This window comes from Rhodococcoides kroppenstedtii (assembly GCF_900111805.1).
Lineage (GTDB): Bacteria > Actinomycetota > Actinomycetes > Mycobacteriales > Mycobacteriaceae > Rhodococcoides > Rhodococcoides kroppenstedtii.
Genome location: NZ_FOJN01000005.1, coordinates 249,742 through 275,761, shown reverse-complemented (window position 1 = coordinate 275,761; position 26,020 = coordinate 249,742). Strand labels below are relative to the sequence as shown.

Annotated in this window: 26 protein-coding genes; 17 read left to right on the top strand and 9 right to left on the bottom strand. The window is 71.3% G+C overall.

Annotated features, from left to right (window positions below; genetic code table 11):
* Positions 1–21: 21 nt before the first annotated feature.
* From BMZ18_RS08475 to BMZ18_RS08445, 7 genes are all read left to right on the top strand, one after another.
* Entirely contained in the window at positions 22–837 is an 816-nt protein-coding gene (locus tag BMZ18_RS08475; RefSeq protein ID WP_068100782.1) for a PspA/IM30 family protein, read from the top strand.
* Between the two features lie 17 nt (positions 838–854).
* Entirely contained in the window at positions 855–1,625 is a 771-nt protein-coding gene (pspM, locus tag BMZ18_RS08470; protein WP_068365442.1) for a phage shock envelope stress response protein PspM, read from the top strand.
* Between the two features lie 164 nt (positions 1,626–1,789).
* On the top strand, positions 1,790–1,975 hold the full coding sequence (locus BMZ18_RS08465) for a hypothetical protein (RefSeq protein WP_068365451.1): 186 nt from the start codon (positions 1,790–1,792) through the stop codon (positions 1,973–1,975).
* 58 nt (positions 1,976–2,033) lie between these two features.
* On the top strand, positions 2,034–3,215 hold the full coding sequence (locus tag BMZ18_RS08460; protein WP_068365441.1) for a glycosyltransferase: 1,182 nt from the start codon (positions 2,034–2,036) through the stop codon (positions 3,213–3,215).
* 71 nt (positions 3,216–3,286) lie between these two features.
* Positions 3,287–3,481 (top strand): DUF3046 domain-containing protein, encoded by a 195-nt coding sequence (locus BMZ18_RS08455; protein ID WP_068100788.1) that lies wholly within the window; start codon positions 3,287–3,289, stop codon positions 3,479–3,481.
* A gap of 161 nt (positions 3,482–3,642) precedes the next feature.
* The gene (gene recA / locus BMZ18_RS08450) at positions 3,643–4,686 is read left to right on the top strand and encodes a recombinase RecA (protein WP_068100790.1); all 1,044 of its coding nucleotides are present in this window, start codon (positions 3,643–3,645) and stop codon (positions 4,684–4,686) included.
* 2 nt (positions 4,687–4,688) lie between these two features.
* Positions 4,689–5,219 (top strand): regulatory protein RecX, encoded by a 531-nt coding sequence (locus BMZ18_RS08445; protein WP_068365440.1) that lies wholly within the window; start codon positions 4,689–4,691, stop codon positions 5,217–5,219.
* Positions 5,220–5,238: 19 nt separating this feature from the next.
* Here BMZ18_RS08445 and BMZ18_RS08440 read toward each other — a convergent pair whose 3' ends face one another.
* The 4 genes from BMZ18_RS08440 to gluA all read right to left on the bottom strand — a co-directional run bounded on the left by BMZ18_RS08440 (position 5,239) and on the right by gluA (position 8,547).
* The gene (locus BMZ18_RS08440; RefSeq protein ID WP_068100794.1) at positions 5,239–6,168 is read right to left on the bottom strand and encodes an amino acid ABC transporter permease; all 930 of its coding nucleotides are present in this window, start codon (positions 6,166–6,168) and stop codon (positions 5,239–5,241) included.
* On the bottom strand, positions 6,165–6,845 hold the full coding sequence (locus BMZ18_RS08435; protein ID WP_068100796.1) for an amino acid ABC transporter permease: 681 nt from the start codon (positions 6,843–6,845) through the stop codon (positions 6,165–6,167). Before BMZ18_RS08435 ends, BMZ18_RS08440 begins: the two co-directional genes overlap by 4 nt.
* Before the next feature lie 105 nt (positions 6,846–6,950).
* Positions 6,951–7,784, bottom strand: coding sequence for a glutamate ABC transporter substrate-binding protein (locus BMZ18_RS08430; RefSeq protein WP_068365439.1), 834 nt, complete (start codon positions 7,782–7,784; stop codon positions 6,951–6,953).
* A gap of 34 nt (positions 7,785–7,818) precedes the next feature.
* A complete protein-coding gene (gene gluA / locus BMZ18_RS08425; protein ID WP_139203890.1) occupies positions 7,819–8,547 on the bottom strand; it encodes a glutamate ABC transporter ATP-binding protein GluA in 729 nt (242 codons plus the stop codon).
* A 193-nt stretch (positions 8,548–8,740) separates the two neighbouring features.
* Between gluA and miaB the strand changes: the two genes are divergently transcribed.
* Together miaB and BMZ18_RS08415 are read left to right on the top strand one after the other, a co-directional pair.
* Entirely contained in the window at positions 8,741–10,273 is a 1,533-nt protein-coding gene (miaB, locus tag BMZ18_RS08420) for a tRNA (N6-isopentenyl adenosine(37)-C2)-methylthiotransferase MiaB (RefSeq protein WP_068365437.1), read from the top strand.
* Complete coding sequence (locus tag BMZ18_RS08415) at positions 10,261–10,902, top strand: Rv2732c family membrane protein (protein ID WP_068365436.1); 642 nt, start codon at positions 10,261–10,263, stop codon at positions 10,900–10,902. Before miaB ends, BMZ18_RS08415 begins: the two co-directional genes overlap by 13 nt.
* A gap of 13 nt (positions 10,903–10,915) precedes the next feature.
* Here BMZ18_RS08415 and BMZ18_RS08410 read toward each other — a convergent pair whose 3' ends face one another.
* Complete coding sequence (locus BMZ18_RS08410) at positions 10,916–12,328, bottom strand: DUF349 domain-containing protein (RefSeq protein ID WP_074922091.1); 1,413 nt, start codon at positions 12,326–12,328, stop codon at positions 10,916–10,918.
* Positions 12,329–12,458: 130 nt separating this feature from the next.
* Between BMZ18_RS08410 and BMZ18_RS08405 the strand changes: the two genes are divergently transcribed.
* From BMZ18_RS08405 to BMZ18_RS08380, 6 genes are all read left to right on the top strand, one after another.
* A complete protein-coding gene (locus BMZ18_RS08405) occupies positions 12,459–13,172 on the top strand; it encodes a class III extradiol ring-cleavage dioxygenase family protein (RefSeq protein ID WP_068366029.1) in 714 nt (237 codons plus the stop codon).
* Positions 13,169–14,092: a tRNA (adenosine(37)-N6)-dimethylallyltransferase MiaA gene (miaA, locus tag BMZ18_RS08400; protein ID WP_139203888.1), complete on the top strand. Its 924-nt coding sequence runs from the start codon at positions 13,169–13,171 to the stop codon at positions 14,090–14,092. Before BMZ18_RS08405 ends, miaA begins: the two co-directional genes overlap by 4 nt.
* Entirely contained in the window at positions 14,089–14,943 is an 855-nt protein-coding gene (locus tag BMZ18_RS08395) for a TrmH family RNA methyltransferase (protein ID WP_068366035.1), read from the top strand. The genes miaA and BMZ18_RS08395 overlap by 4 nt, the downstream gene beginning before the upstream one ends.
* Positions 14,944–14,951: 8 nt before the next feature.
* Entirely contained in the window at positions 14,952–15,842 is an 891-nt protein-coding gene (gene dapF, locus BMZ18_RS08390; RefSeq protein ID WP_068366050.1) for a diaminopimelate epimerase, read from the top strand.
* Between the two features lie 80 nt (positions 15,843–15,922).
* The gene (hflX, locus tag BMZ18_RS08385) at positions 15,923–17,380 is read left to right on the top strand and encodes a GTPase HflX (RefSeq protein WP_068366036.1); all 1,458 of its coding nucleotides are present in this window, start codon (positions 15,923–15,925) and stop codon (positions 17,378–17,380) included.
* Entirely contained in the window at positions 17,373–18,437 is a 1,065-nt protein-coding gene (locus BMZ18_RS08380; RefSeq protein ID WP_068366037.1) for a YjiK family protein, read from the top strand. Before hflX ends, BMZ18_RS08380 begins: the two co-directional genes overlap by 8 nt.
* A gap of 77 nt (positions 18,438–18,514) precedes the next feature.
* Here BMZ18_RS08380 and BMZ18_RS08375 read toward each other — a convergent pair whose 3' ends face one another.
* From BMZ18_RS08375 to BMZ18_RS08360, 4 genes are read right to left on the bottom strand one after another with little or no spacing between them, the layout of a single operon-like run.
* On the bottom strand, positions 18,515–18,772 hold the full coding sequence (locus tag BMZ18_RS08375) for an HPr family phosphocarrier protein (RefSeq protein ID WP_068100811.1): 258 nt from the start codon (positions 18,770–18,772) through the stop codon (positions 18,515–18,517).
* 50 nt (positions 18,773–18,822) lie between these two features.
* Positions 18,823–20,907 (bottom strand): PTS fructose transporter subunit IIABC, encoded by a 2,085-nt coding sequence (locus BMZ18_RS08370; protein WP_170851469.1) that lies wholly within the window; start codon positions 20,905–20,907, stop codon positions 18,823–18,825.
* A 4-nt stretch (positions 20,908–20,911) separates the two neighbouring features.
* Positions 20,912–21,907, bottom strand: coding sequence for a 1-phosphofructokinase family hexose kinase (locus BMZ18_RS08365; RefSeq protein WP_068366041.1), 996 nt, complete (start codon positions 21,905–21,907; stop codon positions 20,912–20,914).
* Positions 21,904–22,671 carry a DeoR/GlpR family DNA-binding transcription regulator gene (locus tag BMZ18_RS08360; RefSeq protein WP_068105554.1) on the bottom strand — a complete coding sequence of 256 codons (768 nt, stop codon included), beginning with the start codon at positions 22,669–22,671 and terminating at the stop codon, positions 21,904–21,906. The genes BMZ18_RS08365 and BMZ18_RS08360 overlap by 4 nt, the downstream gene beginning before the upstream one ends.
* 195 nt (positions 22,672–22,866) lie before the next feature.
* On the opposite strand from BMZ18_RS08360, the gene BMZ18_RS08355 reads away from it, so the two are divergent.
* Positions 22,867–24,561: a putative PEP-binding protein gene (locus tag BMZ18_RS08355; RefSeq protein WP_068366042.1), complete on the top strand. Its 1,695-nt coding sequence runs from the start codon at positions 22,867–22,869 to the stop codon at positions 24,559–24,561.
* 34 nt (positions 24,562–24,595) lie between these two features.
* Complete coding sequence (locus BMZ18_RS08350; RefSeq protein ID WP_068366043.1) at positions 24,596–25,888, top strand: uracil-xanthine permease family protein; 1,293 nt, start codon at positions 24,596–24,598, stop codon at positions 25,886–25,888.
* Positions 25,889–26,020 lie beyond the last annotated feature (132 nt).

Here is a 26,020-nt window from a genome sequence, read left to right as displayed (position 1 = left end):
ACATGGAGGCAGGAAGAACCGATGGCCAATCCTTTCGTCAAGGGCTGGAAGTATCTGATGGCCCTGTTCAACTCGAAGATCGACGAGAAGGCGGACCCGCAGGTCCAGATCCAGCAGGCCATCGAGGACGCCCAGCGTCAGCACCAGGCCCTCTCGCAGCAGGCGGCCTCGGTGATCGGCAACCAGCGCCAGCTGGAGATGAAGCTCAGCCGCCAGCTCGACGAGGTGGAGAAGCTCAACGCCAACGCGCGCCAGGCCGTGACTCTGGCCGACCAGGCCAATGCCGCCGGTGACACCGAGAAGGCAGTGCAGTACACCAATGCGGCCGAAGCCTTCGCAGCGCAGCTGGTCACCGCCGAGCAGGGCGTCGAGGATCTCAAGGTTCTGCACGATCAGGCTCTGCAGGCCGCCAGCCAGGCCAAGAAGGCCGTCGAGCAGAACGCGATGACGCTGCAGGCCAAGGTCGCCGAGCGCACCAAGCTGCTCAGCCAGCTCGAGCAGGCCAAGATGCAGGAGCGCGTCTCGGAGAGCCTTCGGTCGATGGACTCCACTCTGTCGGCCCCCGGCAACACGCCGAGCCTCGACGCCGTGCGGGACAAGATCGAGCGCCGGTACGCCAACGCCCTCGGGTCCGCCGAGCTGGCGCAGAACTCCGTGCAGGGCCGCATGATGGAGGTCCAGCAGGCGAGCGTCCAGATGGCCGGCCACAGCCGTCTCGAGCAGATTCGCGCGTCCATGAAGGGCGACGCGATCACGTCCGGGCCCACCGCCGATCCTGCCGCCGCACCGAAGAATCTGTCGCCGCAGGCGAATCCGGAACGGCCGCAGGCCAACTGACCGCCGGACCGAACGTCATGCGAGATCGACTCCAGGGCCGCGCCGTCACCGTGGCGCGGGCGGCGGGCCCCCTGATCGAGTCCGCTCGCACGTGGAACGATCCCCGGCGGCGTGCCGAGCGCAAGATCCGCCGGACCCGACGCCGCGCCACGTTCTTCGGTGCGGCGTCGGGGTCCAGCGCCGTCGGTACCGCCATGGTGGCGGTCGCCGCTGCCCCCGAGTGGGTGATCGTCGGCGGCGCCGGTGCCACCGCGCTCCTGGCCGTGCCGTCGGTGGCGGCACTGGCGGCCTACCGCCGACTACGCGGCGAGTTGTTGCCGGCTGCGCGGCCCGCGCCGCGCACCCTGCCTCCCTACGGATCGGCGGCCCGTGAGCCGATCGATCGGTTGCGTCGGTCCGAACAGAGCCTGCACGAATTGCTCGGCATCGTGTCCCGGTCGGGAACGGTGGCCGAGGACGACGTGCAGGACACCTCCCGTATCGCTGCGGCGGCTGCCGCGTCGCTGACCGCTGCTGCGGACGATGTCGTGGCCATGGAGCGGGCCGCCGAGGGCAGCGAGGCCGCCGCCGCGCACCTGCGCTCCGCCATCGCGTCCACCGCCGCCCGGCTCCGTGACGGTGTGGAGCAGTACGACGGGTTGGTCGCCGCCGCGGCCCTGTTGACCGCCCCGGCGTCCGGATCGGCCGCCGGCCCGGCGTCACGACGTGACGCGCTGCAGTTCGCCACGGACCGGCTCGAAGGGTGGGCGTACGGCCTGGACCGGCTGGACCGATCGAACCGTCCCTGACCTCGGGGCCGGACCCCGGCCGCGTCGTCACCGGGATGGGTGACCACCCTGAGTTCCACCCTGAAATCGCTGTTCGGAGGGGGTTTTCGCACCCGACGTCTGCCACGATCGAGTGCAGGTGATCGGCGAGTAGCGTCCGACGCCGACGACGAGAGGTGGACGTCATGTTCTGGAAGATTCTCGCGGCGATCGTGCTGGTCTGGCTGGCCGTGGTGATCCTGGGCGCCGTGCTGAAGGCACTCTTCCCGCTCCTGGCACTCGCGGTGGTCGGTGCCGGTCTGTACTTCCTCTACCGGTCGATGACGGGGGAGAAGGACCGGACCGACAAGACCGTCGACTCCGTGTTCTGACGCCTCGCTGTTCCGACGGCTCGCGGTTCCGACGGCCCCGGCTGGCTACGCTGACCCGGTGCGAGTGGTGCTGATCGCCGGCCCCGACGCCGGTCACGCGTTTCCGGTGATGGCCCTCGCCGAGCGGTTCCGCTCCGCGGGTGACGAGGCCGTGGTCCTCACCGGCGAGCGGTGGTGGCAGGCGGGCCGTGCGGCGGGACTCGACGTGCGCCCCCTGCCCGGTCTGGAACCGCGGCCGGAGGACGACGACGCCGATGCCGGTCAGCGCATCCACGGCCGTGCAGCCCACATGTCGACGCAGGTGATGCCGGTGCTGACCGACCTCGCACCCGACCTGGTGGTAGCGGACGTGCTGACCGCCGGCGGCGGCATGGCCGCCGAGCGGTGCGGGATTCCGTGGGTGGAGCTCTCGCCGCATCCGCTCTACCGCCCGTCTCGCTCCCTGCCTCCGCTCGGCAGCGGTCTGGCGCCGGGGTCGGGGGTGCGCGGGCGTATGCGGGACGGCGTGATGCGTCGACTCACGGCTCGCTCGGTGCGAGCCGGGACGGCGCAGCGGTCGGCGGCGCGGATCTCGGTGGGACTGCCGGCGCTCGATCCCGGGCCGGCTCGGCGACTGATTGCGACGATCCCCGCGTTGGAGGTGCCGCGGGTCGACTGGCCGTCGGAGGCGCGCCTGGTCGGCGCGTTGCTGTGGGAGCCCACCGACACCGTGCTCGACCTGCCGCCGGGGAACGAGCCGTTGGTGGTCGTCGCTCCCTCCACGGCCGCGACCGGTGAGGCGTCCACGGTGGACGTGGCGCTGTCGGCGGCGGCCCGGTCGAGGGCGTCGGGACTGCCGGTGCGGGTGGCGATCAGCGCGCTCGAGGTGCCGGGGCGGCAGGGGGATGCCCTGCCGTCCTGGGCGGTTGCCGGCTCGGGTCGGCAGGACGTCCTCCTGCGCTCGGCGTCGGCGGTGGTGTGCGGTGGTGGCCATGGAATGTTGGCGAAGACCCTGTCGTCGGGAGTCCCCGCGGTGACGGTGCCCGGCGGCGGCGATCAATGGGAACTGGCGAATCGCGCGGCGCGGCAGGGCAGTTCGATTCCGGTGTCCCCGCCCGACGTCGATGCGCTGGCTCGGGCGTTGGCGCGCGTGCTGCGGGAACCGTCCTTCCGCCGAGCCGCGCGGCGCGCGGCGGCCGGAGCCGACGCGGTCCGCGATCCCGTGGCCGTCTGTCGGAGTGTGCTCGCCGGTCGTGCGTGAGTCGGGCTCGGGCGATCCGGGCCAGGGCGCGCGGATGTGTTCGGCGCTCGTTCCCCGGGTACGGTGAGACGGTGCGTCTGACCGAATTCCACGACCTCGTCGCCGAACAGTTCGGCACGGTGTACGGCGATTCCATCCTGGTCGACCACGTGGTGCTGTCCCTCGGCAATCGCACCGCGGCCGACGCCATCGAGGCGGGGGAGGACCCCAAGGACGTCTGGCGCGCACTCTGCGCCGAGTTCGACGTGCCGCGTTCGCGGTGGTGACCGCCTCCGGTCCGGCGTGTCGCCTGTCCGTCGAACAGGTGTTCGCTTAGAGTAGGTCCCAGTGACGACGTGGATCGGCTCGCCGAGCGGTTCTTGTCGGTGCCCCCCTCTACCTTGTCGACAGACATGCAGGGGACGAGAACGTCGAGAAGGAGACCATCATGGCGGCAGCAGCGTACGACAGGGACAAGGCCCTCGATCTGGCACTCGCGCAGATCGACAAGAACTTCGGCAAGGGCTCGGTGATGCGCCTCGGGGACGAGGCTCGCGCACCGATCGCCGTCATTCCGACCGGCTCCATCGCGCTGGACGTGGCGCTGGGTATCGGCGGTCTGCCGCGCGGCCGGGTCATCGAGATCTACGGACCGGAGTCCTCGGGTAAGACCACCGTGGCTCTGCACGCGGTGGCCAACGCGCAGGCCGCCGGCGGCATCGCGGCGTTCATCGACGCCGAGCACGCGCTCGATCCGGACTACGCCGCGAAGCTCGGCGTGGACACCGACGCGCTGCTGGTCTCCCAGCCGGACACCGGTGAGCAGGCCCTCGAGATCGCGGACATGCTGATCCGTTCGGGCGCACTCGACATCCTCGTGGTCGACTCGGTGGCCGCCCTCGTGCCGCGCGCGGAGATCGAGGGCGAGATGGGTGACAGCCACGTGGGTCTGCAGGCGCGCCTCATGAGCCAGGCACTCCGCAAGATCACCGGTGCGATGAACAACTCCGGCACCACCGTGATCTTCATCAACCAGCTGCGCGAGAAGATCGGCGTCATGTTCGGCTCGCCGGAGACCACCACGGGTGGTAAGGCGTTGAAGTTCTACGCCTCCGTACGCATGGACATCCGCCGCATCGAAACGCTGAAGGACGGCACGGACGCGGTGGGCAACCGGACCCGCGTCAAGGTGGTCAAGAACAAGGTGTCGCCGCCCTTCAAGCAGGCGGAGTTCGACATCCTGTACGGCAAGGGCATCAGCAAGGAGGGCTCGCTGATCGACATGGGCGTGGAGCACGGTTTCGTGCGCAAGTCCGGCTCGTGGTTCACCTACGAGGGCGATCAGCTCGGCCAGGGCAAGGAGAACGCCCGCAAGTTCCTGCTCGAGAACACCGACATCCGTGACGAGATCGAGAAGAAGATCAAGGAGAAGCTCGGTATCGGTGCCGACGTCCGCACCTCCGACGAGGCTGCGGCGCCCGTCGAGTTCTGACGATGACCGGTGACGGCGGCGCGGGCGGGGGCACCGCGGAGCAGGCACGTGATGCTGCTCTGCGGTTGCTCACCGACCGGGCTCGGAGCCGCCATGAGCTGACCACGCGGCTGACCGACAAGGGGTTCGCCCCGGCGGTCACCGCGTCGGTGCTCGACCGGCTGACCGAACTCGGTCTCGTGGACGATCGCGATTTCGCCCATCAGTGGGTCAGGTCGCGGCACGCGTACTCCGGCCGCGGCAAGCAGGCGCTGCGAAACGAGTTGCGCACCAAGGGCATCGATCCCGCGGTGGCCGCCGAAGCGCTGGAGACCATCGACCCCGAGGACGAGCGGGACCGCGCGCGCGAGCTGGTGGTGAAGAAGCTGCGGTCACCGTCGGTGCGCGCGACAGCGTCGACCGACCGGGACAAGGTGCTGCGGTCGCTCGTGGGCATGTTGGCACGGCGGGGGTTTCCGCAGGGCATGGCGTTCGAGATCGCCAAGAGCGAGCTCGAGGCCGTCGGTGCGGACACCGACGGCCTCGAGAACTGACGCAGTTCTGGGCGCAGACCTACGTGCTCAGGCCCTGCTGGGTCGCATCACCGGCCAGCACCACGCCGGTGCTCTTCTTGCCACGTCGCAGTCGCTTCTCCAGGGCGGTGGCCAGGTAGGTGAGCAGCGAGTTCAGTGCGATCATGATGATGGCCACGATGATGAGGGCCGGCAGGTAGTTGCCGTAGAAGGCGCCCACCTGCTGCCCGGACCGCACCACCTCGACATAGCCGATGATGTAGCCGAGCGCCGAGTCCTTCAAGGCCACCACCATCTGGGACACGATGGCGGGGAGCATGGCCGTCACCGCCTGGGGCAACAGGATCATCCGCATGATCTGGCCCTTGCGCAGGCCGATGGCCTTGGCCGCCTCGGTCTGCCCCTTGGGCAGCGAGTTGATGCCGGACCGCACGATCTCCGCGATCACCGAGCCGTTGTAGAGCGTCAGGCCCGTGACCACCGCCGCCAAGGCGAGGTACCGCGACTTGAACACGGCGTACTCGGCGTAGAACTGGTACAGGAAGATCATGAGGATGAGCACCGGGATGGCGCGGAACAGCTCCACGACGAATCCGGCGATCACCCGCACGGGCTTGTGGTCGGACAATCGTGCGATGCCCAGCACCGCACCGAGTATCAGCGCGAACACGATCGACAGGCCGGCCGCGACGATGGTGCCCTGGATGCCCGGGATCAGATACGTGGTCCAGGTGGTGGATTCCGTGAACGGCTCCCACTTGGCCGACGTCAGCTGACCCTTCTCGTCGAACTTCACGTAGACGAAGTACGCACCGAACAGCAGCACCGCCAGCACGACACCGGACAGGATGTTGTTGCGGACCTTGGCCTTCGGGCCCGGCGCGTCGTAGAGGACGGTGGCGCGGTCGGCGGGTGCCTTCCGGGACTTCGGCGCGTCGGCGCCGGGCGTGGGAGTCTGCACCGTGGTCATCGGGCCACCGCCAATCGGTTGGACAGCCAGCCGAAGAACAGGCCGGTGGGAAGGGTGAGGATCACGAAGCCGAGCGCGAAGATGCCGCCGACCACGAAGATGGCGGCCTCGTTCTCGATCATCTCCCGCATGAGAATCGCGGCTTCGAGCACACCGATGGCCGCGGCCACCGTGGTGTTCTTGGTGAGCGCGATCAAGACGCTGCCCAGGGGCGCGATGACCACGCGGAACGCCTGCGGCAGCACCACGTAGCGCACGTTCTGGGAGAACGTCAGGCCCAGCGACCGACCGGCCTCGGCCTGGCCGACGGGCACGGTGTTGATGCCGGACCGCAACGACTCGCACACGAAGGAGGCCGTGTAGACGCTGAGACCCAGCACGGCGAGCCGGAAGTTGTTGTCGGCCTGACCCGTCGGCGACTGCTGATCCGCGAGCGCGACGCCGAGGGTCTGGAAGAGGCCGAACGAGCAGAACAGCAGGATCAGCGTGAGCGGGGTGTTCCGGAAGATGGTGACGTACGTGGCGCCGATCCACCGTGCGACGGGCACGGGGGAGACCCGCATGGCCGCGAGAATCGTGCCGAGAATCAGCGCGCCGATCGCGGAGAGCACGGCCAGCTTGATCGTCATCCAGAAGGCGTCGAGCAGTTGGGGTGCGTAATCAAGGAAGATGTCCACCGACGACTCCTCGGGGGTGGGGACGATGTGCAGGGGGCGAGCCGACGCGCCGAGCGGGCGGTTCGACTGGTGCGAACCGCCCGCTCGGCGTCGATCGGGACTCGATCAGTAGCGGTCGACGGTCGGCTGTGCGGGCAGCGGGTAGCCGGACGCGCCGACGGTGTCCTCGAAGGCCTTCTGCCACGAGCCGTCGGCGATCATCGCGTCGATGGCGTCGTTGATCTTGGCGCGGGTCTCGTCGTCACCCTTGGCCAGGCCGATGCCGTAGCGCTCCTCGGTGAACGGCTCGCCGACCACCTTGAGCTCGCCCGGGTACTGCGCGGCGTAGCCGGCCAGGATGATGTCGTCCGTGGTCACGGCGTCGACGGCACCGTTGCGCAGCGCCTCGACGCACGCGGAGTAGGTGTCGAACTCCTGCAGCTGCACGTCCTGTGCGTACTGGTCCTTGACCTTCTGCGCGGGGGTGGAACCGGACACCGAGCACAGACGCTTGCCGCCGTTGAGCGAGTCCGGGCCCGTGATGTCGGTGTTCGAGGAGCTCACCAGGAGCGATTGGCCGGCGACGAAGTACGGACCGGCGAAGTCGACCTTCTCCTTGCGGGCATCGGTGATGGAGTAGGTGGCCACGATGTAGTCGACCTCGCCGTTCTCGATCAGCGTCTCGCGCTGCGCCGAGGGCGACTCCTTGAACGTGATGTTCTCGGGGGTCACGCCGAGCTTGCCGGCGACGTACTTGGCCACCTCGACGTCGAAGCCGCTGAAGGAGCCGTCGGGGTTGCGCAGGCCCAGGCCGGGCTGGTCGAACTTGATGCCGACGGTGAGGTTGCCGCTCTCCGCGCTCTGCGAGGCGCTGGTGGCCTCGTCGCCGCCGCAGGCGGTGGCGGCGAAGGCGACGGCGAGAACCGCGGCGGCGGCGCGGGCGGTACGGGTGAAACGCATCGAATGTCCTCCGATAAGTGGGTGAGTGGAAGCGTCAGTGACTGAGGATCTTGCCCAGGAAGTCCTTGGCGCGATCGGATTTCGGTGCGGTGAAGAAGGTTTCGGGATCGGTGTCCTCGACGATCTGACCGTCGGCCATGAAGATCACGCGGTCCCCGGCGCGGCGGGCGAAGCCCATCTCGTGGGTGACCACGACCATGGTCATGCCCTCCTTGGCCAGCGAGGTCATGACGTCGAGCACCTCGTTGACCATCTCGGGGTCGAGCGCGGACGTCGGCTCGTCGAAGAGCATGACCTTCGGGTTCATCGCGAGGGCGCGGGCGATGGCGACGCGTTGCTGCTGGCCGCCCGAGAGCTGGGCCGGGTACTTGTCGGCCTGGTTGGCGATGCCGACGCGCTCGAGCAGGCGCTGCGCGGTCTGCTCCGCCTCCTCCTTCTTCGTCTTTCGGACCTTGGTCGGTCCGAGCATGACGTTCTCACGAATCGTCTTGTGCGCGAACAGGTTGAAGGATTGAAAGACCATGCCGACGTCGGCACGCAGGGCGGCGAGCGCCTTGCCCTCCGACGGCAGGGGATTGCCGTCGACGGCGATGGTGCCTTCGTCGACGGGCTCGAGGCGGTTGATGGTGCGGCAGAGCGTGGACTTGCCGGAGCCGGACGGGCCGAGGACGATCACGACCTGTCCGGCGGGAACGTCGAGTTCGATGTCCCGGAGCACGTGCAAGTCGCCGAAGTGCTTCTGCACTCCGTGCATCGCGATCATGGGGGCGGTGGACGAGCCGGACACGCGCTCGCCGTCGGGGTGGGTCATGGCGATGACCCTAGAGGTAGTTTTCCCCGCCACTGTCCGTTTTCGTGGTGGGTCGGCAGTTATGTAATGGAAACTTTACCGCCCCCGGAATCCCCTCCCGGGCGCTCCGACGGACCGTTCTCGTGGTCGCCGTACCCTGGAGGCCGTGGACACGATCGACCTTCCGACCCGGGCAGAGGGGGCGCGGACCTACCAGGTGCGCACTTTCGGATGCCAGATGAACGTGCACGACTCCGAGCGCCTCGCCGGGCTGCTGGAGGACGCGGGCTACGTCCCGGCCGCCGCGGGCGACTCCGCGGACCTGGTGGTCTTCAACACCTGCGCCGTGCGGGAGAACGCCGACAACAAGCTCTACGGCAACCTCGGCCAGCTCCGGCCCGCCAAGGACGCCGACCCGTCGATGCAGATCGCCGTGGGGGGATGCCTGGCCCAGAAGGACCGCGACGTCGTGGTGCAGAAGGCGCCCTGGGTCGACGTGGTGTTCGGCACGCACAACCTCGGGTCGCTCCCGGCGCTGCTCGATCGCGCCCGGCACAACAGGCGTGCCGAGGTCGAGATCCTCGACTCGCTCGACGCGTTCCCCTCGACGCTGCCGGCCAAGCGCGACTCGGCCTACGCGGGGTGGGTCTCGATCTCCGTCGGCTGCAACAACACCTGCACGTTCTGCATCGTCCCGGCGCTGCGCGGCAAGGAAGTCGACCGGCGCCCCGGCGACGTGCTCGCGGAGGTGCAGGCGTTGGTGAACGAGGGCGTACTCGAGGTGACGCTGCTCGGGCAGAACGTCAACGCCTACGGCGCGTCGTTCGCCGATCCGGACACCCCTCGCGACCGCGGGGCGTTCGCCGCCCTCCTGCGGGCGTGCGGAACCATCGAGGGCCTCGAACGGGTGCGCTTCACCTCGCCGCACCCCGCCGAGTTCACCGACGACGTCATCGACGCCATGGCCGCCACCCCGAACGTCTGCCCGACGCTGCACATGCCGCTCCAGTCCGGGTCCGACCGCATCCTGCGGGCCATGCGGCGGTCCTACCGCCGCGAGAAGTTCCTCGGCATCCTCGACCGGGTGCGCGCCGCCATCCCGCACGCGGCGATCACCACCGACATCATCGTCGGCTTCCCCGGTGAGACGGAGGAGGACTTCCAGGACACCCTCGACGTCGTCCGGCGCGCGCGCTTCGTCAGCGCGTACACCTTCCAGTACTCGATCCGGCCGGGGACTCCCGCCGCCGAGATGGCCGATCAGGTGCCCAAGGCCGTCGTCCAGGAACGCTACGAGCGCCTCATCGCCCTCCAGGAGGAGATCGCGCTCGAGGAGAACCGCCGCGTCGTCGGAACCGAGGTCGAGTTGCTCGTCGCTGCGGACGCCGGCCGCAAGAACGCGGTGACCGAACGCATGAGCGGACGGTCCCGGGACGGTCGCCTGGTTCACTTCCGACCCGAGGGAGCGGTGGACGGCACCGTGCGTCCCGGCGACGTCGTCACCACCCGCGTCACCGACGCCAAGCCTTACCACCTCGTCGCCGACACCCCGGTGCTGACGCATCGGCGCACCGTGGCGGGCGACCGTCACGAACGCGGACTGCGACCGACCACCGCGCCGGTGGGAGTGGGCCTCGGCCTGCCCCGCATCGGCGCCCCGGCTCCCGAGCCGGCCCCGACGATGGGATGTGCACTGTGACCGAACCGAACGAACCGGACCGGGAGCGGTCGGAGCCGATGGACCGCGAGCGGTCGGCGGCCGACCTCGCCGCCGCCGAACGCCGCATCTCCGGACGCATCGATCCCGGTATCCGGGCCGTCGTGGTCGCCGCCGCCGTCCTGCTGCTCCTGCTCACGTTCGCGCTGCCGCACAGCGGCGCGGCGAACGGGTGGGACGTCGTCGCGTTCGACGAGGACGCCGCCGCGGAATCGATCGCGCTGCCGTCCCGGATCTTCGTGTGGTTGGCGCTCGTGTTCGCCGTCGGAGTCTCCGCGCTCGCGCTGGTGACCCAGCGGTGGGCACTCGCGTGGATCGCCCTCTACGGCAGCGGCGTGGCGTCGGTGCTCGGGATGCTGGCGATCTGGTCCCGCCAGACCGTCCCGTCGAACCTCAGCGGCGCCGGCCCCGGCATCGGCCTGATCGTCGGGTGGCTGCTGGTCCTCGTGCTGGCGTTCCATTGGTTCAAGGTGGTGTGGAACCGCTCCACACAGCAGTGGGCGGCCGCCTCGGCGCGCCGGGACGCGGCCATTCTCGACGAGGCCGCACGCGAGACCGTGCTCGATCGGACCCGCCGCGACGGACGTCGGAACGCCCGCCGCGACGGCTGAGTCGACCGTTCGATCAGCGCTCCTCGAGGGCGCCCTGAGCGGCATCCGCCCACTCACGCCACTGCTGCGCCTGCGCGCGGTACTTCTCGGCGTCCTTGGTCTTGCCCGCCGCGTCGGCCTTCCGTGCCTGGTCCTCGAACTGCTCCACGCGCTCACGGAACTGGGCGGCGCGGGCCATCGCCTCGGGGTCGGTGCGGCGCCACTCGGAATCGGCCGCGTCGCGCACCCTCTTCTCGATCGCTCGCAGCTTGCCCTCGAGGTCGCCCATGCGCTCCCGCGGCACCTTGCCCGCAGCGTCCCACTTGTCCTGCAGCGTGCGCAGGGCGGTGCGCGCCCCCTCGAGGTCGGCGGCCGGGTCGATGGACGGCCCGTACTGCTCGAGCAGCTGTTCCTTCACGCGCGCGTTCTCCTCGAACTCGGCGTTCTGCTCGGACTGCGCGGCGTTGCGCGCCGCGAAGAACACGTCCTGCGCGCCCTTGAACTTCTGCCACAGAACGTCGTCGGCATCGCGGGGTGCGCGCCCGGCGGCCTTCCACTCCGTCAGCAGATCGCGGAAGACGTGCGCCGTCTCGACCCAGTCGGTGGAGGAGGACAGAGCCTCGGCGCGAGCGACCAGCTCCTCCTTGCGCACCTTCGCCGCTCCGCGTTCGCGGTCGAGATCGGCGAAGTGGGCACCGCGACGTCGGTTGAAGGCCTCGCGCGCCTTGGAGTAGCGCTTCCACAACGCGTCGTCCACCTTGCGATCGACGCCGCGGATGGTCTTCCACTCGTCGAGGATCGCGCGGAGTCGGTCGCCCGCCGCCTTCCACTGCGTCGATTCGGCACCGATCTCCTCGGCCTCCGCCGCCAGGGCCTCCTTGCGCGCCGTCGCCTCCGATCGCTGTGCGTCGCGGGTACGACGATGCTCGGCGGCGACCTCGTCGGAATGGTCGATGACGGCGCGAAGCCGCGCCGCGAGAGAGTCGACGTCACCGATCACCGCTGCGGTCGGCAGCGTCTCCGCGAGCGCGACGGCGGCGGCCTTGGTCTTCTTGGCGTCCCCCGCGCCGGAATTGAGCCGAGCTTCGAGCAGGGCGACCTCCGTCGCGAGATCGTCGTACCGACGTCCGAAGTGCGCGAGGCCTTCCGCGGCATCGCCGGCCTGCCACGAGCCGATCACGCGCTCGCCGTCGGCGGTTCGTACCCACGCGGTGCCGTCGTCGTCGACGCGGCCCCACTCGGATGGGTCGGTGACCACGGGAACGATCGCATGGGGATGGGACTCGTGCGCGGCCTCGGCGGGTGCGGCGGCGGACGGAGAGACGGGCGACGGGGCGGGCGGTCGGTGTCCGGGCACGGGGCCCGGGCGAGGGCCCGGACGGGGGCCGGGACGGGGAGCGGCGGTGCCGGTGGTGTCGGTGTCGCTGCTGCTCTCGCGGTCGGTCATGGTCGCTCCGTCTCTGCCGCGCGTCACGGCTGCCTGATCGTTGTCGAGCCCATTCAACCCCCTCCCGCCGCCCGCGACCATCGAAACCCGTGCGGCGAGGCTCCCGGGTGGTCTCGACTACCGTGGCGGCGTGCTGTCCGCCGTCGCCTTCGTTCCCTCGCCGCCGCTGCTGGTTCCGGAACTGATGGGCGCGGCGAGCGACGAGGTGACCGAGCTGCGGGACGCCGCGCTCGGCGTGGTGCGTGACCTGGCCGACCGCAGCGACGTCCTGCTCGCGGTGGGTGTCGACACGCACGCGGGACTGCTGCGCTCGGTGGTGGGGACGTACGCGGGCTGGGGCGTCGACGTGGTCGTACGGACCGCGCCGGACGCAGACGGCCCACCGGATCCGGAGCTCCCCCTGGCCGCGTCGACCGTCGGCTGGCTGCGGGAGCGGGCCGCGCCGACGAGCGCGATCGACGTGATGCTGGTCGCGGTCGATGCAGATGCGGATGCCTGCGCGTCCGTCGCCCGGGACATCGGGGACCGACTGAGCGGGTCGGACCGGGTGGGCCTGCTCGTCGTCGCGGACGGCGCGACCACACTGACCGCCGGGGCGCCGGGAGCGTTCGACGACCGCGCCGAGGGCGTCCAACAGCGAGTCGACGACGCCCTCGCGGCCGTGGACACCGCGGCGCTCCGATCGCTCGATCCGGCCCTGTGCGCCGAGCTGGGTGTCTCGGGACGCGCGGCCTGGCAGGTGGCGGCGGCGGTGGCCGACGCGTCGGGACGACGGTTCACCGGGCGGACGTGGTACCGCGCGGCGCCGTACGGCGTCGGCTACACGGTGGGGACGTGGACGTGACCGGCGCGTCGGTGCCCGTCGCCGTCGTCGGTCCTACGGCCACGGGAAAGTCCGCGCTCGCGCTGGACCTGGCGGAGCGGTTCGGCGGCGACATCGTCAACGTCGACGCGATGCAGCAGTACCGCGGTATGGACATCGGGACGGCCAAGACCCCGGTGGACGAACGGCGGGGTATCCCGCATCACCGCCTCGACGTCCTGGACGTGACCGAGACGGCCACGGTCGCCGCGTACCAGGAGGCAGCGGTGGCGGAGATCGACGAGGTGCTCGCGTCGGGTCGGCGCCCGGTGATCGTCGGCGGCTCGATGATGTACGTGCAGGCTCTGCTGGACGACTGGCGGTTCCCGGCCACCGATCCGGACGTGCGGGCCCGCTGGGAGTCCCGGTTGGCGGCCGACGGCGTTGCCGCGCTGCACGGCGAACTCGCGCGGCGCGATCCCGCCGCCGCCGAGTCGATCCTCCCGACGGACGGTCGACGCATCGTCCGTGCGCTCGAGGTGGTCGAGCTCACCGGGCAGCCCTTCGCGGCGTCGGCACCCACCATCGGGGAGCCGCGGTGGGGGACCGTCGTGCTCGGGATCGACCGCGACACCGACGAGCTGGACGCCCGCATCGACGCCCGCACCGACGCGATGTTCGCCGACGGGTTCGTGACGGAGGTGACCGCGTTGATCGAGAGCGGCCTGCGCGACGGGGTCACCGCCCGCCGCGCGATCGGCTACGCCCAGGTGCTGCAGTACCTCGACGGGGATATCGACCGCGCGCGGGCGCGCGAACTGACCGCCGCGGCTACACGGCGCTACGTCCGTCGTCAACGGTCGTGGTTCGCGCGGGACCCCCGCATCACCTGGCTGCGCGGGGAGGACCCCGACCTGCTCGGCCGGGCACTCGCCGCCGTCGCGGACGGAGAGCAGACGTGAGCCGCGTGCTGAGCCGGAACGCGCGGTTCCAGCAGTGGCAGTCGTACCTCACCACGCGCGCCAAACGGACCAAGACCGGGTTGTTCGTCGTGCAGGGCGTACGGCCGGTGTCGATGGCGCTGGGCCGCGGCTGGCCCGTCGAGGCGGTCCTCGTCCGCAGCGAGGGTGCGTTGTCGACGTGGGCGGGCGACGCCGCCGAGCAGGGCCGTCGGTCGGGTGCGGAGATCGTGTCCGTGGCGCCGGACCTCATGGCCGAGCTGGGGGAGCGTGCCGACCAGCCGCCCGAGGTGCTCCTGGTCGCGCGCACGCGGCTGCTGGACCTCACCGACTGGACTCCCGACGCACCGGCGCCGGTGATCGTCGTCGTCGACCGGCCGTCGTCACCGGGCAATCTCGGGACGCTGATCCGGTCCGCCGACGCGTTCGGAGCATCCGCCGTCGTCGTGACCGGACACGCCGCGGACCCCTTCGACCCGGTGGCCGTACGGGCCACCACCGGATCGCTGTTCGGCATCCCCGTGGCCGCCGCGGCCGGGCCGACGGACGTGCTGGCCGTGGTCGAGCGGCTCCGCGCGGCCGGGACCGAGACCACCGTCGTCGGCACCGACGAGACCGGTGACCGCGTGATCGACGAGCACGATTTCCGGACGGGGACCGTGCTGGTCGTCGGCAACGAGACCCGCGGCATGTCCGCGGCCTGGCGGGAGGCGTGCGACGTCACCGTCTCCATCCCGATCGGGGGGACGGCCAGTTCGCTGGGCGCACCGTCCGCCGGGGCGGTGGGACTCTACGAGATCGCCCGTCAGCGTCGACCGGGTCAGCGTTCGGTCGTGGGAGACTCGTCGTCATGACCACCGGCATCGCCTTCGCGAAGGGCCACGGCACCGAGAACGACTTCGTCGTGCTGGAGGACCCCGACGCGCGGCTCGACCTCACCGAGGAGCGGGTGCAGACGCTGTGCGATCGCCGCGCGGGCCTCGGCGCGGACGGCGTGCTGCGCGTCGCCACCGCCGGCGCCCTGCGCGAGCGCGGGGTGCTGAGCGCGCTGCCGGACGGGGTCGCCGCCGACGACTGGTTCATGGACTACCGCAACGCCGACGGGTCCGTCGCGGAGATGTGCGGCAACGGAGTCCGAGTGTTCGCGCACTACGTGCGCTCCGCCGGGCTGTCGGCCGCGGACCGCTTCGTCGTCGGATCGCGGGCCGGCGCCCGCCCGGTGATCGTGCACGACGTGGGCGACACCGACGCGCAGGTGACGGTCGACATGGGTCCCGTGCGCATCACCGAGGCGTCGTCCGCGGTGCTGGGTGGGCGCCGCTGGAGCGGAACGGGCATCGACGTCGGCAATCCGCACCTGGCGTGCGTGTCGACCGACCTCGACGCCGACGGACTGGCCGCGCTGGACCTGTCACGGGCGCCCGAGTACGACCACGCGGTGTTCCCGCACGGCGTGAACGTCGAGTTCGTCACCGCCGCGCGGGCGGATCGTGTCCACATGCGGGTGTTCGAACGCGGTGTCGGGGAGACCCGCTCCTGCGGGACCGGGACCGTCGCCGCGGCCGCCGCCGCCCTGCGAGCCGACGGGCGCACCGACGGCGAGCTGACCGTCACCGTGCCCGGCGGCGACGTCGTCGTCCGGGTCGCCGACGGCCGCGCGACGCTGCGCGGACCGTCGGTACTGCTCGCCTCGGGGACGGTGTCCGCCTCCTGGTGGGCCGGGCTCGAGTCCCGCGCGGCGCACGCGTCGTAGCGTGCCGGTGACCGACGCCGTCCGTGTCACACCGAAATGCCCGTGCACACGGCGCTGCGTTCGTGGATCATGGACGACGTATGACGACAACGAATGCACATCCCACGCGCAGCGAGACTCCACGCGCCGACGCGGACGAGGCACACGAGAACACCTGGTCCACCGGCGAGATGCAGCTCGAGGACCGGAGCGCACTCCGGCGCGTCGCCGGTCTGTCCACCGAGCTCACCGACATCACCGAGGTCGAGTACCGGCAGTTGCGCCTCGAGCGCGTCGTGCTGGTGGGGGTCTGGACCTCCGGATCCGCCGAGGAGGCGGAGTCCTCGATGACCGAACTCGCGGCGCTCGCCGAGACCGCGGGATCCGAGGTCCTCGAGGGCCTCGTCCAGCGGCGCGATCGGCCCGACGCGTCCACTTACATCGGCTCCGGCAAGGCGAAGGAACTGCGCGAGGTGGTGATCGCCACCGGTGCGGACACCGTCATCTGCGACGGTGAACTGACCCCGGCGCAGCTGACGGCGCTGGAGAAGATCGTCAAGGTCAAGGTGATCGACCGCACCGCCCTGATCCTCGACATCTTCGCCCAGCACGCCTCGTCCCGTGAGGGCAAGGCGCAGGTCGCCCTGGCCCAGATGGAGTACATGCTCCCGCGGCTGCGCGGCTGGGGCGAGTCGATGTCCCGGCAGGCCGGTGGCCGCGCCGGCAGCAACGGCGGTGTGGGTCTGCGTGGTCCCGGTGAGACGAAGATCGAGACCGATCGCCGTCGCATCCGCGAGCGGATGGCCAAGCTCCGCCGCGAGATTCGCGGCATGAAGCAGGCGCGCGACACCAAGCGCGAGCGGCGACTGCAGGGCAACGTGCCGTCCGTCGCGATCGTCGGATACACCAACGCCGGCAAGTCCAGCCTGCTCAACGCCCTGACCGGATCGGGCGTGCTGGTGCAGAACGCACTGTTCGCGACGCTGGATCCGACCACGCGCAAGGCCACGCTGGACGACGGCCGCGAGTGCGTGCTCACCGACACCGTCGGTTTCGTGCGTCACCTGCCGACGCAGCTGGTCGAGGCCTTCCGGTCGACGCTCGAGGAAGTGGTGGACGGCGACCTGCTCATGCACGTGGTCGACGGGTCCGACGCCCTGCCGATCGGGCAGATCGAGGCGGTCCGCGAGGTGATCGTCGAGGTGATCCGCGAACAGAACGCGGCCGCGCCCGAGGAACTGATCGTGGTCAACAAGATCGACGCCGCCGACCCGGTGACGCTCACACAACTGCGCGGCCTGCTGCCCGGTGCGGTCTTCGTCTCCGCGAAGACCGGCGAGGGCATCGACGAGCTGCGGACTCGCCTCGGCGAACTCGTGCGTCCGCCGGAGGTGTCCGTCAGCGTGCTGGTGCCCTACGACCGCGGAGACCTGGTGTCGCGCATCCACGCGGACGGTCGGATCGCGTCGACGTCGCACGAGTCGGGCGGCACGCGGATCGACGCGACGGTACCCACCGCGCTGGCGTCGCAGCTCGCTCGATACGCCCACAGTGCGTAGGGCGGCGCTGCCCGTCGCGGTCGCGGTGGGAGCCGCGGTGCTCGCGCCGGGCATTGCTGTGGCGCAGGGCGAGGCTGCGGCGCAGGGCGAGGCTGCGGCGCAGGGCGAGGTGTACTGCACGCCCACCGATCCCGGTCTGGCCGAGCTTTCCGGCCTCACCGTGATCGGGGAGACGGTATACGCCATCGGGGACAGCGGGGCGGACGACCGTGTGGCGCAATTGGATCCGTCCTGCGCCGTCACACGGTGGATCCCGAACCCCGTCGACCCCTACGACGTCGAGGATCTCGCGTCCGTCGACGGTCGGCTCGTTCTCGCCGACATCGGCGACAACGACCGCCGACGCGACACGGTGGGCCTGGTCCGCCTCGACCCCGAGACCGGGGCGGGCGACCTGGCGCGGCTGACGTACCCGGACGGGGCGCACGACGCCGAAGCGCTGCTGATCGGCGGCGACGGACGCCCGGTGATCGTCACGAAGGACGGTGCCGGCAGCGGCGTCTACTCCACCGACGTCGCCGTCGCGGACCTACCGAGTCCGGGACCCACCGCGCTGCGGCGGGTGGCCGAGTTCGTTCCCGACGACACCGGGACCGCCGGTGGGCCGCCCTTGCTCGCCGGGTCGAGTCTGGTGACCGGCGGCGCCGTCACCGCGGACGGAACGCTCGCGGCGCTGCGGACCTACACCGACGTCTACCTGTGGTCGGTCTCGGACGGCGACGTCGCCGGTGCGCTGGGCCGGCCCGCGGACCGAGTGGTCGCCGCTCCCGCTCGGCCCCAGGGCGAGGCCGCGGCGTTCACCGCCGAGGGGGATCTGCTGCTGGCCTCCGAGCAGGGCCTCGATCCGGCGGCCCCGCTGCCGCCCGTCGACGTCCTGCGCGCGGCCGACATCGCACCGGCCCGGACGTCGGATCCGACGCCCGTGGCCGACACCGAGGAGGCCCCGGCCGAGCCGACGTCGTCGATTCTCGTGCCGCTCGTCGTGGCCGCGGCGTCGGTGCTGGTGATCGTCGGGGTCACCGCCCTGCTCGTCGTGCGGGTGTTCCGCCGCCGCTGATCGGACCCGCAACGCAGAAATCGGGTGCAGTAACCCACCGTGACGGTGGGTTACTGCACCCGATTCTTCTCGGACGGTCAGGCGTCGAGGTCGGAGGCGACCAGCGCCGCGATCTTGTCGACGGTGGCCTGATCGTCGGCGGTGACGGTGACCTCGGTGCCCTTGGTCGCGCCGAGGGTCATGATCATCAGCGCGGACCCGCCGTCCACGGGCTCGGCGTCCGCGACCTCGAGCGTGACGTCCACGCCGGAGTCGGCGACCGCTTCGGCGATCACGGCGGCGGGGCGGGCGTGCAGGCCGATGGCGGATCCGACGGCGACGGTGGTGCTGGGCATGAACTGCTCCTCGTGTGTCGTGCGTGTGATGGGGTCGATCGTGTCAGGAATCAGGCTGCGACGGCGACGCGATCGTCGACCAGCTCGGAATCCTTCTTACCGGCGAACTGCTTGGCGGTGGTGACCAGCACGGCGGACACCACGGCACCGATGGCCAACGCGAGGAGGAACAGCAGGATGTTGTTCATCGCGAAGGCGACGAAGATGCCGCCGTGGGGGGCGCTGAGGGTGACCCCGAAGGCCATGATCAGCGCGCCGGTCACCGCACCACCGGCCATCATCGACGGGATGACGCGGAGCGGGTCGGTAGCCGCGAACGGGATGGCACCCTCGGAGATGAACGCCGAACCCAGCAGCCAAGCGGCCTTGCCGTTCTCGCGCTCGGCGGCGCTGTAGAGCTTCGGGCGCAGCACCGTCGAGGAGATGGCCATGGCCAGCGGGGGCACCATGCCGGCGGCCATGACCGCGGCCATGATGCGCAGCGACGCCTCGTTGTCGATGGCGAGGCCCGCGGTGGCGAAGGCGTAGGCGGCCTTGTTGACCGGGCCACCGAGGTCGAAGCACATCATCAGGCCGAGGATGATGCCGAGGATGATGACGGACGAGCCGGACAGGCCGTTGAGCCAGTTGGTGAGGCCGGAGGTGATGGCGGCCAGCGGACGGCCGAGCACCAGGAACATCAGGCCGCCGACCACGAGGGTCGCGCCGAGCGGGATGATGACGACGGGCATGAGGCCGCGCAGCCACGACGGCACGGAGATGCGGCTGATCCACAGGGCGACGAAGCCGGCGATGAGGCCGCCGACCAGACCGCCGATGAAGCCCGCGCCGACCAGGACGGCCACGGCACCGGCGGTGAAGCCGGGTGCGATGCCGGGTCGATCGGCGATGGCGAAGGCGATGTAGCCCGCCAGCGCCGGGACGAGGAACGAGAACGCCAGACTGCCGAGCTGGAACAGGACCGCGCCGAGGTAGGTCGCGAGACCCCCGTCCGGCAGGTTCTGCAGGCTGTTGTTCAGGACGACGTCCTCGGCGACCTCGGTGATCTGGTAGCCGCCGAGCAGGAAGCCGAGCGCGATGAGCAGACCGCCCGCCGCGACGAACGGGATCATGTAGCTCACGCCGGTCAGCAGGATCTGACGCAGGCGCGTGCCCCAGCCGAGGCCACCGGTGGACGCGGCGGCGCCCGCGGCGGGAGCGGAGCCCGACACGCGGGCCGCCGACGGATCGTCACCGGCACGCAGGGCCTCGGCGACCATCGTGTCGGGCTCGTTGATGGCGCGCTTGACGCCGGACTCGATCACCGGCTTGCCGGCGAAGCGCTCGCGGCCCTTGACGCCCACGTCGGTCGCGAAGATGACGGCGGTGGCCGAGGCGATCAGCTGCGGATCGAGGGCGGTGGAGCCCGACGAGCCCTGGGTCTCGACGTGCACGGTGACGCCGGCGCGGTCGCCGGCATCCTTCAGCGAGTCGGCCGCCATGTAGGTGTGGGCGATACCCGTGGGGCACGCGGTGATGGCGACGATGTGCTTCGGCGCCGACGACGACGTCGCGGCGGCGGTGTCGGGGGTCCCGGACTTCGCCGTGCTCACCGGGGTGGAGGCTGCGGTGGCCGAGGCGGCGGACGCGGCGGTGGCCGTGGAGGTGCCGGCCGGCTTGGGGGCGAGCACGTCCTGGACGAGCGTCACCACCTCGGCCGGGGTGCGGGCCTCGCGCAGCGAGGTCACGAAGGCCGGCTTGACCAGCGCACGGGCGAGCGAGGAGAGCAGCTTCATGTGCTCGGCCCCGGCGCCCTCGGGGGCCGCGATGAGGAAGACCAGGTCGGCATCGCCGTCGGGGGCGCCGAAGTCGACCTTCGGCGACACCCGGGCGAACCCGAGGGACGCGGTGGTGACCGCGGCCGATCGGCAGTGCGGGATGGCGATGCCGCCGGGCAGTCCGGTCGCCGACTGCGCCTCGCGCGCCAGGGCGGCGTCGAGCAACGCGGCGGAGTCGGTGGCTCGACCGGCGTCGGCGAGGACACCGGCCAGCCGCTCGATGACGGCGTTCTTGTCGGCACCGAGATCGGCGTCGAGAAGAATCAGATCCTCCGCGATGATGCCGGGTGCATCCGTGGTGGGAGTGGACATGTTCATTTCCTCAGGAGGTGTGTCGAGCGAGGGTGGACGAGCCGGGCAGGGAAAGCGATCGAACGGGAACGGCGTCGACGTGGACGTCGGTGGGAGTGGGGAGGCGGGTGCCGGGCAGAGCGGCGGCTGCCGATCCGTAGGCGACGGCCCGGGCGAGTCGCCCGGCACCGTCCGCACCGTCGAGGTCGGCCAGCACGTACCCGGCCAGGGACGAATCGCCCGCGCCGACGGTGCTGCGCGGGGTGATCGGGGGAGGGGTGGCGAACCAGGCGCCCGTCGCGGTGACCAGGACGGCACCGGAGGCGCCCAGGGTCGCGAGCACGGCGCCGACGCCGCGGTCGACGAGAATCCGGGCGGCCTCGACCGTGGGCATCGGATCGCCCTGTGCTGCAGCGTGTTCGAGGACCTCGCCGTCGCGTCCGGTGAGCTGTCCGAGCTCCTCGGCGTTCGGCTTGATCAGGTCCGGCGCGGTCCGCGGGAAGCCTGCCGCGAGTGCGAGCAGGGGAGCGTCCGAGGTGTCCACGGCGACGCGCGCCGACGTCTCGCGTACCGCCGCCACCAGGTCGCCGTACCACCCCGCGCCGACGCCGGGCGGGACCGAACCGGACAGCACGACCCACTGGGCGCGCTGCGCGAGTTCGCGCACCGAGGCGGTGAGACCGGCGACGGTCTCGGGGGCGAGCGCCGTGCCGGGCTCGTTGATCTTGGTGGTGGTGCCGTCGGGTTCGCTCACGGTGAGATTGGTGCGAGCGAGACCCGTCGTCGGGACGGCGTGGTAGCGCACGCCCAGGGCGCCGAGCGCCCCGAGCAGGGGGTCCGAGCCGGTTCCGGGCAGTACGGCGGTGCACGGCCGGCCGGCGGCGGTGAGGACGCGGGCGACGTTGACACCCTTGCCGCCGGGATCGGTGGTCGTGGTGGTGGCGCGATGGACGGCGCCGCGCTGGAGCGCCGCGTCGAGCGTGACGGTGCGGTCCATGCTGGGGTTGGCCGTCAGGGTGAGGATCATGCGACCACCACCTCCAATCCGTGTTGCTGCAGACGGGTGCAGTCGGCATCGGTGATGCCGTCGTCGGTGACCAGGACGTCGACGCCGTCGAGTGCGGCGAAGGACATGAAGTACTCGAGGCCGATCTTGGCGGAGTCCGCGACCACGACCACGCGGTCGGCGGCGGCGGCCATGGCGCGCTTGACCGCGGCTTCCTCGGTGTCCGGGGTGGACAGGCCGTGGGCGACGCTGAGGGCGTTGGTGCCGAGGAAGGCGACGTCGACGCGCAGGGTCGTGAAGGTACGCACCGCGTCCTCACCGACCGTCGCCTGCGTGACGCCGCGGACGCGCCCGCCGGCGAGGTGGAGCGACAAGGACGGGACCGTGGCGAGGCGCTGGGCGATGGGCAGGGAGTTGGTCACGACGGTGAGTTCGACGTCGACCGGGACCAGTGCGGCGAGGCGTCCGGTGGTGGTGCCGGCGTCGAGCGCCACGCTGCCGCCGGCGTCGGGAAGGAACCGGACGGCCGCGGCCGCGATGCGGTCCTTCTCCTGTGTCCGCGTGTGCTCGCGTTCGGCCAGGCCCTTCTCGACGGTCGCGATGGTGGTGACGGGAACGGCGCCGCCGTGGACCCGGCGCACGACGCCCATGCGATCGAGCGCAGCCAGATCGCGCCGCACGGTCTCGGTGGTCACGCCGAAGGTGTCCGCGAGGTCGGCGACGGATACGCGACCGCGCTGGCCGATGAGGCCCGCGATGGCGTTCTGCCGCTCTTCCGCGTACATGGTCGTGGTCACCTCCGCCCCTCCGATCCGTGGGTTTGTTGTTGGTTTATGTTGTTTTACGCCCGTCTTTGTTGACATGTCAAGAGGTTCGCGTAATCTCGATCACACCAGTCGCGAGCCGAGACGCGACGCACACAGGTTTCGACGGTGTTCGTCCACGGCAACAGCACACAGACACACAGCAGGAGGAACGACATGACGGGATCCACCACCGTGACCGACTCGCGGACCGACGCGCGCACGCTCCACGGGACCCCCGTCGTTCCCGGCGTCGGGTACGGGCCCGTCGTCCGCCCCGCCCCACGCCCGACTCGCCCCGAAGCGCCGCGCGAGATCGGCGAGGACGCCCGCGAGGCCGAGGTGGAGCGTTTCCGCGCCGCGGCGAAGGCCGTCGGCGCCCGTCTGCAAGCCCGCGCCGCGCTCGCGACCGGCTCCGCGTCCGAGGTCCTCGCCGCCAACGCGGCCATGGCCGAGGACCGCGGCTGGCTCGGCGCCGGCACCAAGACGATCAAGGGCGGCGCCGACGCCGCCTATGCGGCCGTGGCCGCCACCGACCAGTTCGTCGCGATGTTCGCGAAGCTCGGTGGGCGCATGGCCGAGCGCATCACCGACCTCATGGACATCTGCGACCGCGTACTCGCCGAGCTCTCCGGCCTGCCCGAGCCCGGGGTGCCCACGCCCGCGCAGCCGTCCGTGCTGCTCGCCGAGGACCTCGCCCCCGCCGACACCGCCGGCCTCGACCCGACGCTCGTCGTCGCGCTGGCCACCTCGCTCGGCGGCCCCACCAGCCACACCGCGATCATCGCCCGGCAACTGGGCATTCCCTGCGTCGTCGCGGTGGCCGGCCTCGACGACGTCGCTGCCGACACCGCGATCATGGTGGACGGCACCACCGGACTCCTCTCGGTCGATCCCGACGCCGACGAGGCCCGTCGCGCCGTCGACGAGTCCGCCGCCCACCTCGCCCGCGTAGCCGAGTGGACGGGCCCGGGCCGGACGTCCGACGGCCACCACGTCGACATCCTCGCCAACGTGCAGGACGGTGCCGGTGCCCGCGCGGCCCGCACGACCGCCGCGGACGGGGTGGGTCTGTTCCGCACCGAGCTGAGCTTCCTCGACCGCGACGTCGAACCGACCGTCGCCGAGCAGGCCGACATCTACGGCGAGGTGCTCACCGCGTTCGAAGGCCACAAGGTCGTCGTCCGCACGCTCGACGCCGGATCCGACAAGCCACTGCGTTTCGCCACCCATCCCGACGAGGCCAACCCGGCGCTCGGCGTGCGCGGTATTCGCATCGCCGCCGCCGACCGCGGCATCCTGCATCGCCAGCTCGACGCCATCGCCGCCGCCGCCGAGGCCACGTCGTCGTCGCCGTGGGTGATGGCCCCCATGATCGCGACCGCCGACGAAGCGAAGGCCTTCGCCGCGGACGTGCGCGAGCGCGGTCTGACCCCCGGCGTGATGATCGAGGTCCCCGCGGCCGCGCTGCTCGCCGACCGCATCCTCGAGCACGTCGACTTCCTGTCGATCGGCACCAACGATCTCGCGCAGTACACGATGGCCGCCGACCGGATGTCCGCCGACCTCGCCGCCCTGACCGACCCGTGGCAGCCCGCGGTGCTCGCTCTCGTCGCCCGCGCCGCCGAGGCCGGAGCTGCCGCGGGCAAGCCGGTGGGCGTCTGCGGTGAGGCCGCCGCGGACCCGCTGCTCGCCTGCGTCCTGGTCGGGTTCGGCGTCACCAGCCTGTCGGCGGCGTCGGCCGCGGTGGCCGGAGTCGGTGCTCGGCTGGGGCAGGTCACGCTCGAACAGTGCCGCGAGGCCGCCCGCGCGGTCCTCGGCACCGCAGGACCCCTGGAGGCGCGGGAGGCGGCGTCGGCCGTCCTGGGCTGAGCCCGGGGGCCGGTCCGTGTCATCATGACGACTCGTGACCGCACCCCGCGCCTCGTCGCGCTCCCGCCTCGTCCCCCGGTGGACCCTGCACGGTGACGGCCGGAGCGTGGCCGCCGACGGTGTCGTCGCCCCCGACGAACGTCTGTCCTGGCCGCGCACCGTCGGCATCGGCATGCAGCACGTCGTCGCGATGTTCGGTGCGACGCTGCTCGTGCCGACCATCACCGGCTTCCCGGTCACCACGACGCTGTTCTTCTCCGGCCTCGGCACCGCGCTGTTCCTGCTGATCACGCGGGGCCGGGTACCGAGCTACCTCGGCTCGTCGTTCGCCTTCATCGCGCCGCTCGCCGCCACCGCGGGCGACGGTCCGGCGGCCCAGCTCGGTGCCGTGCTGGTCGTCGGTGTCGCTCTCGCCGCCGTCGGCGTGCTGGTCAAGGTGGCCGGGAGTCGTGCGCTCGACGCCGCCATGCCGCCCCTGGTCACCGGCGCCATCGTCGCGCTGATCGGACTCAACCTCGCCGGCACCGCCGTGACCTCCTACGAGTCGCAGCCGCTGGTCGCCACCGTCACGCTCGTGGCGATCCTGCTGGTCACCGTCGCTGTCCCCGGCCTGATCGGGCGGCTCGGCATCCTGGTCGGCGTCGTCGTCGGCTGGGTCTTCGGCGCACTGACCGGCGCGCTCGATCCGGCCCGTGTCGACGCGCTGCAAGAGGCCGCGTGGGTCGGTGTCCCGACGTTCACCGGGCCGTCGTTCCAGCTCTCCGCCGTGCTGGTCGCTCTGCCCGTCGTCGTGGTCCTGGTCGCCGAGAACGTCGGTCACGTCAAGGCGGTCGCCGCCATGACCGGCCGCTCGCTGGACGACGTCGCCGGCGACGCCCTCGTGGCCGACGGGGTCGCCACCGCGCTCGCCGGCGCCGGCGGTGGTTCGGGCACCACGACCTACGCCGAGAACATCGGCGTCATGGCCGCCACCCGCGTGTACTCGACGGCCGCTTACTGGGTCGCGGCCGCGACGGCGCTGGTCCTGGCGTTCTCGCCGAAGTTCGGCGCACTGGTCTTCACCGTGCCCGGCGGCGTCATCGGTGGCGCGACCCTGGTGCTCTACGGGCTCATCGGACTGCTCGGCGTGCGGATCTGGCAGGAGGCGAACGTCGACTTCACCCGGCCCGTCAACCTCATGGTCGCCGCGGCCGCGCTGGTCGCCGGGATCGGCGATCTGACGCTGACCATCGGGTCCGTCGAGCTCGGCGGCATCGTCTGGGGGTCGGTGGGGATCCTGGTGGGCTACCCGATCCTGCGGGCGTCGGCGGGGCGCACCGCTCGCTGAGTCGCCGCGCCGTCCGCCGTCACGCCGATCGGGTGCAGTGAGCGGTGCTGTACGCCGTCCACTGCACCGGATCGGATCGGGTCGGGGGTGGTCACCGAACGCGCTCGCACAGGTCATCGACGCCCTTCGTGC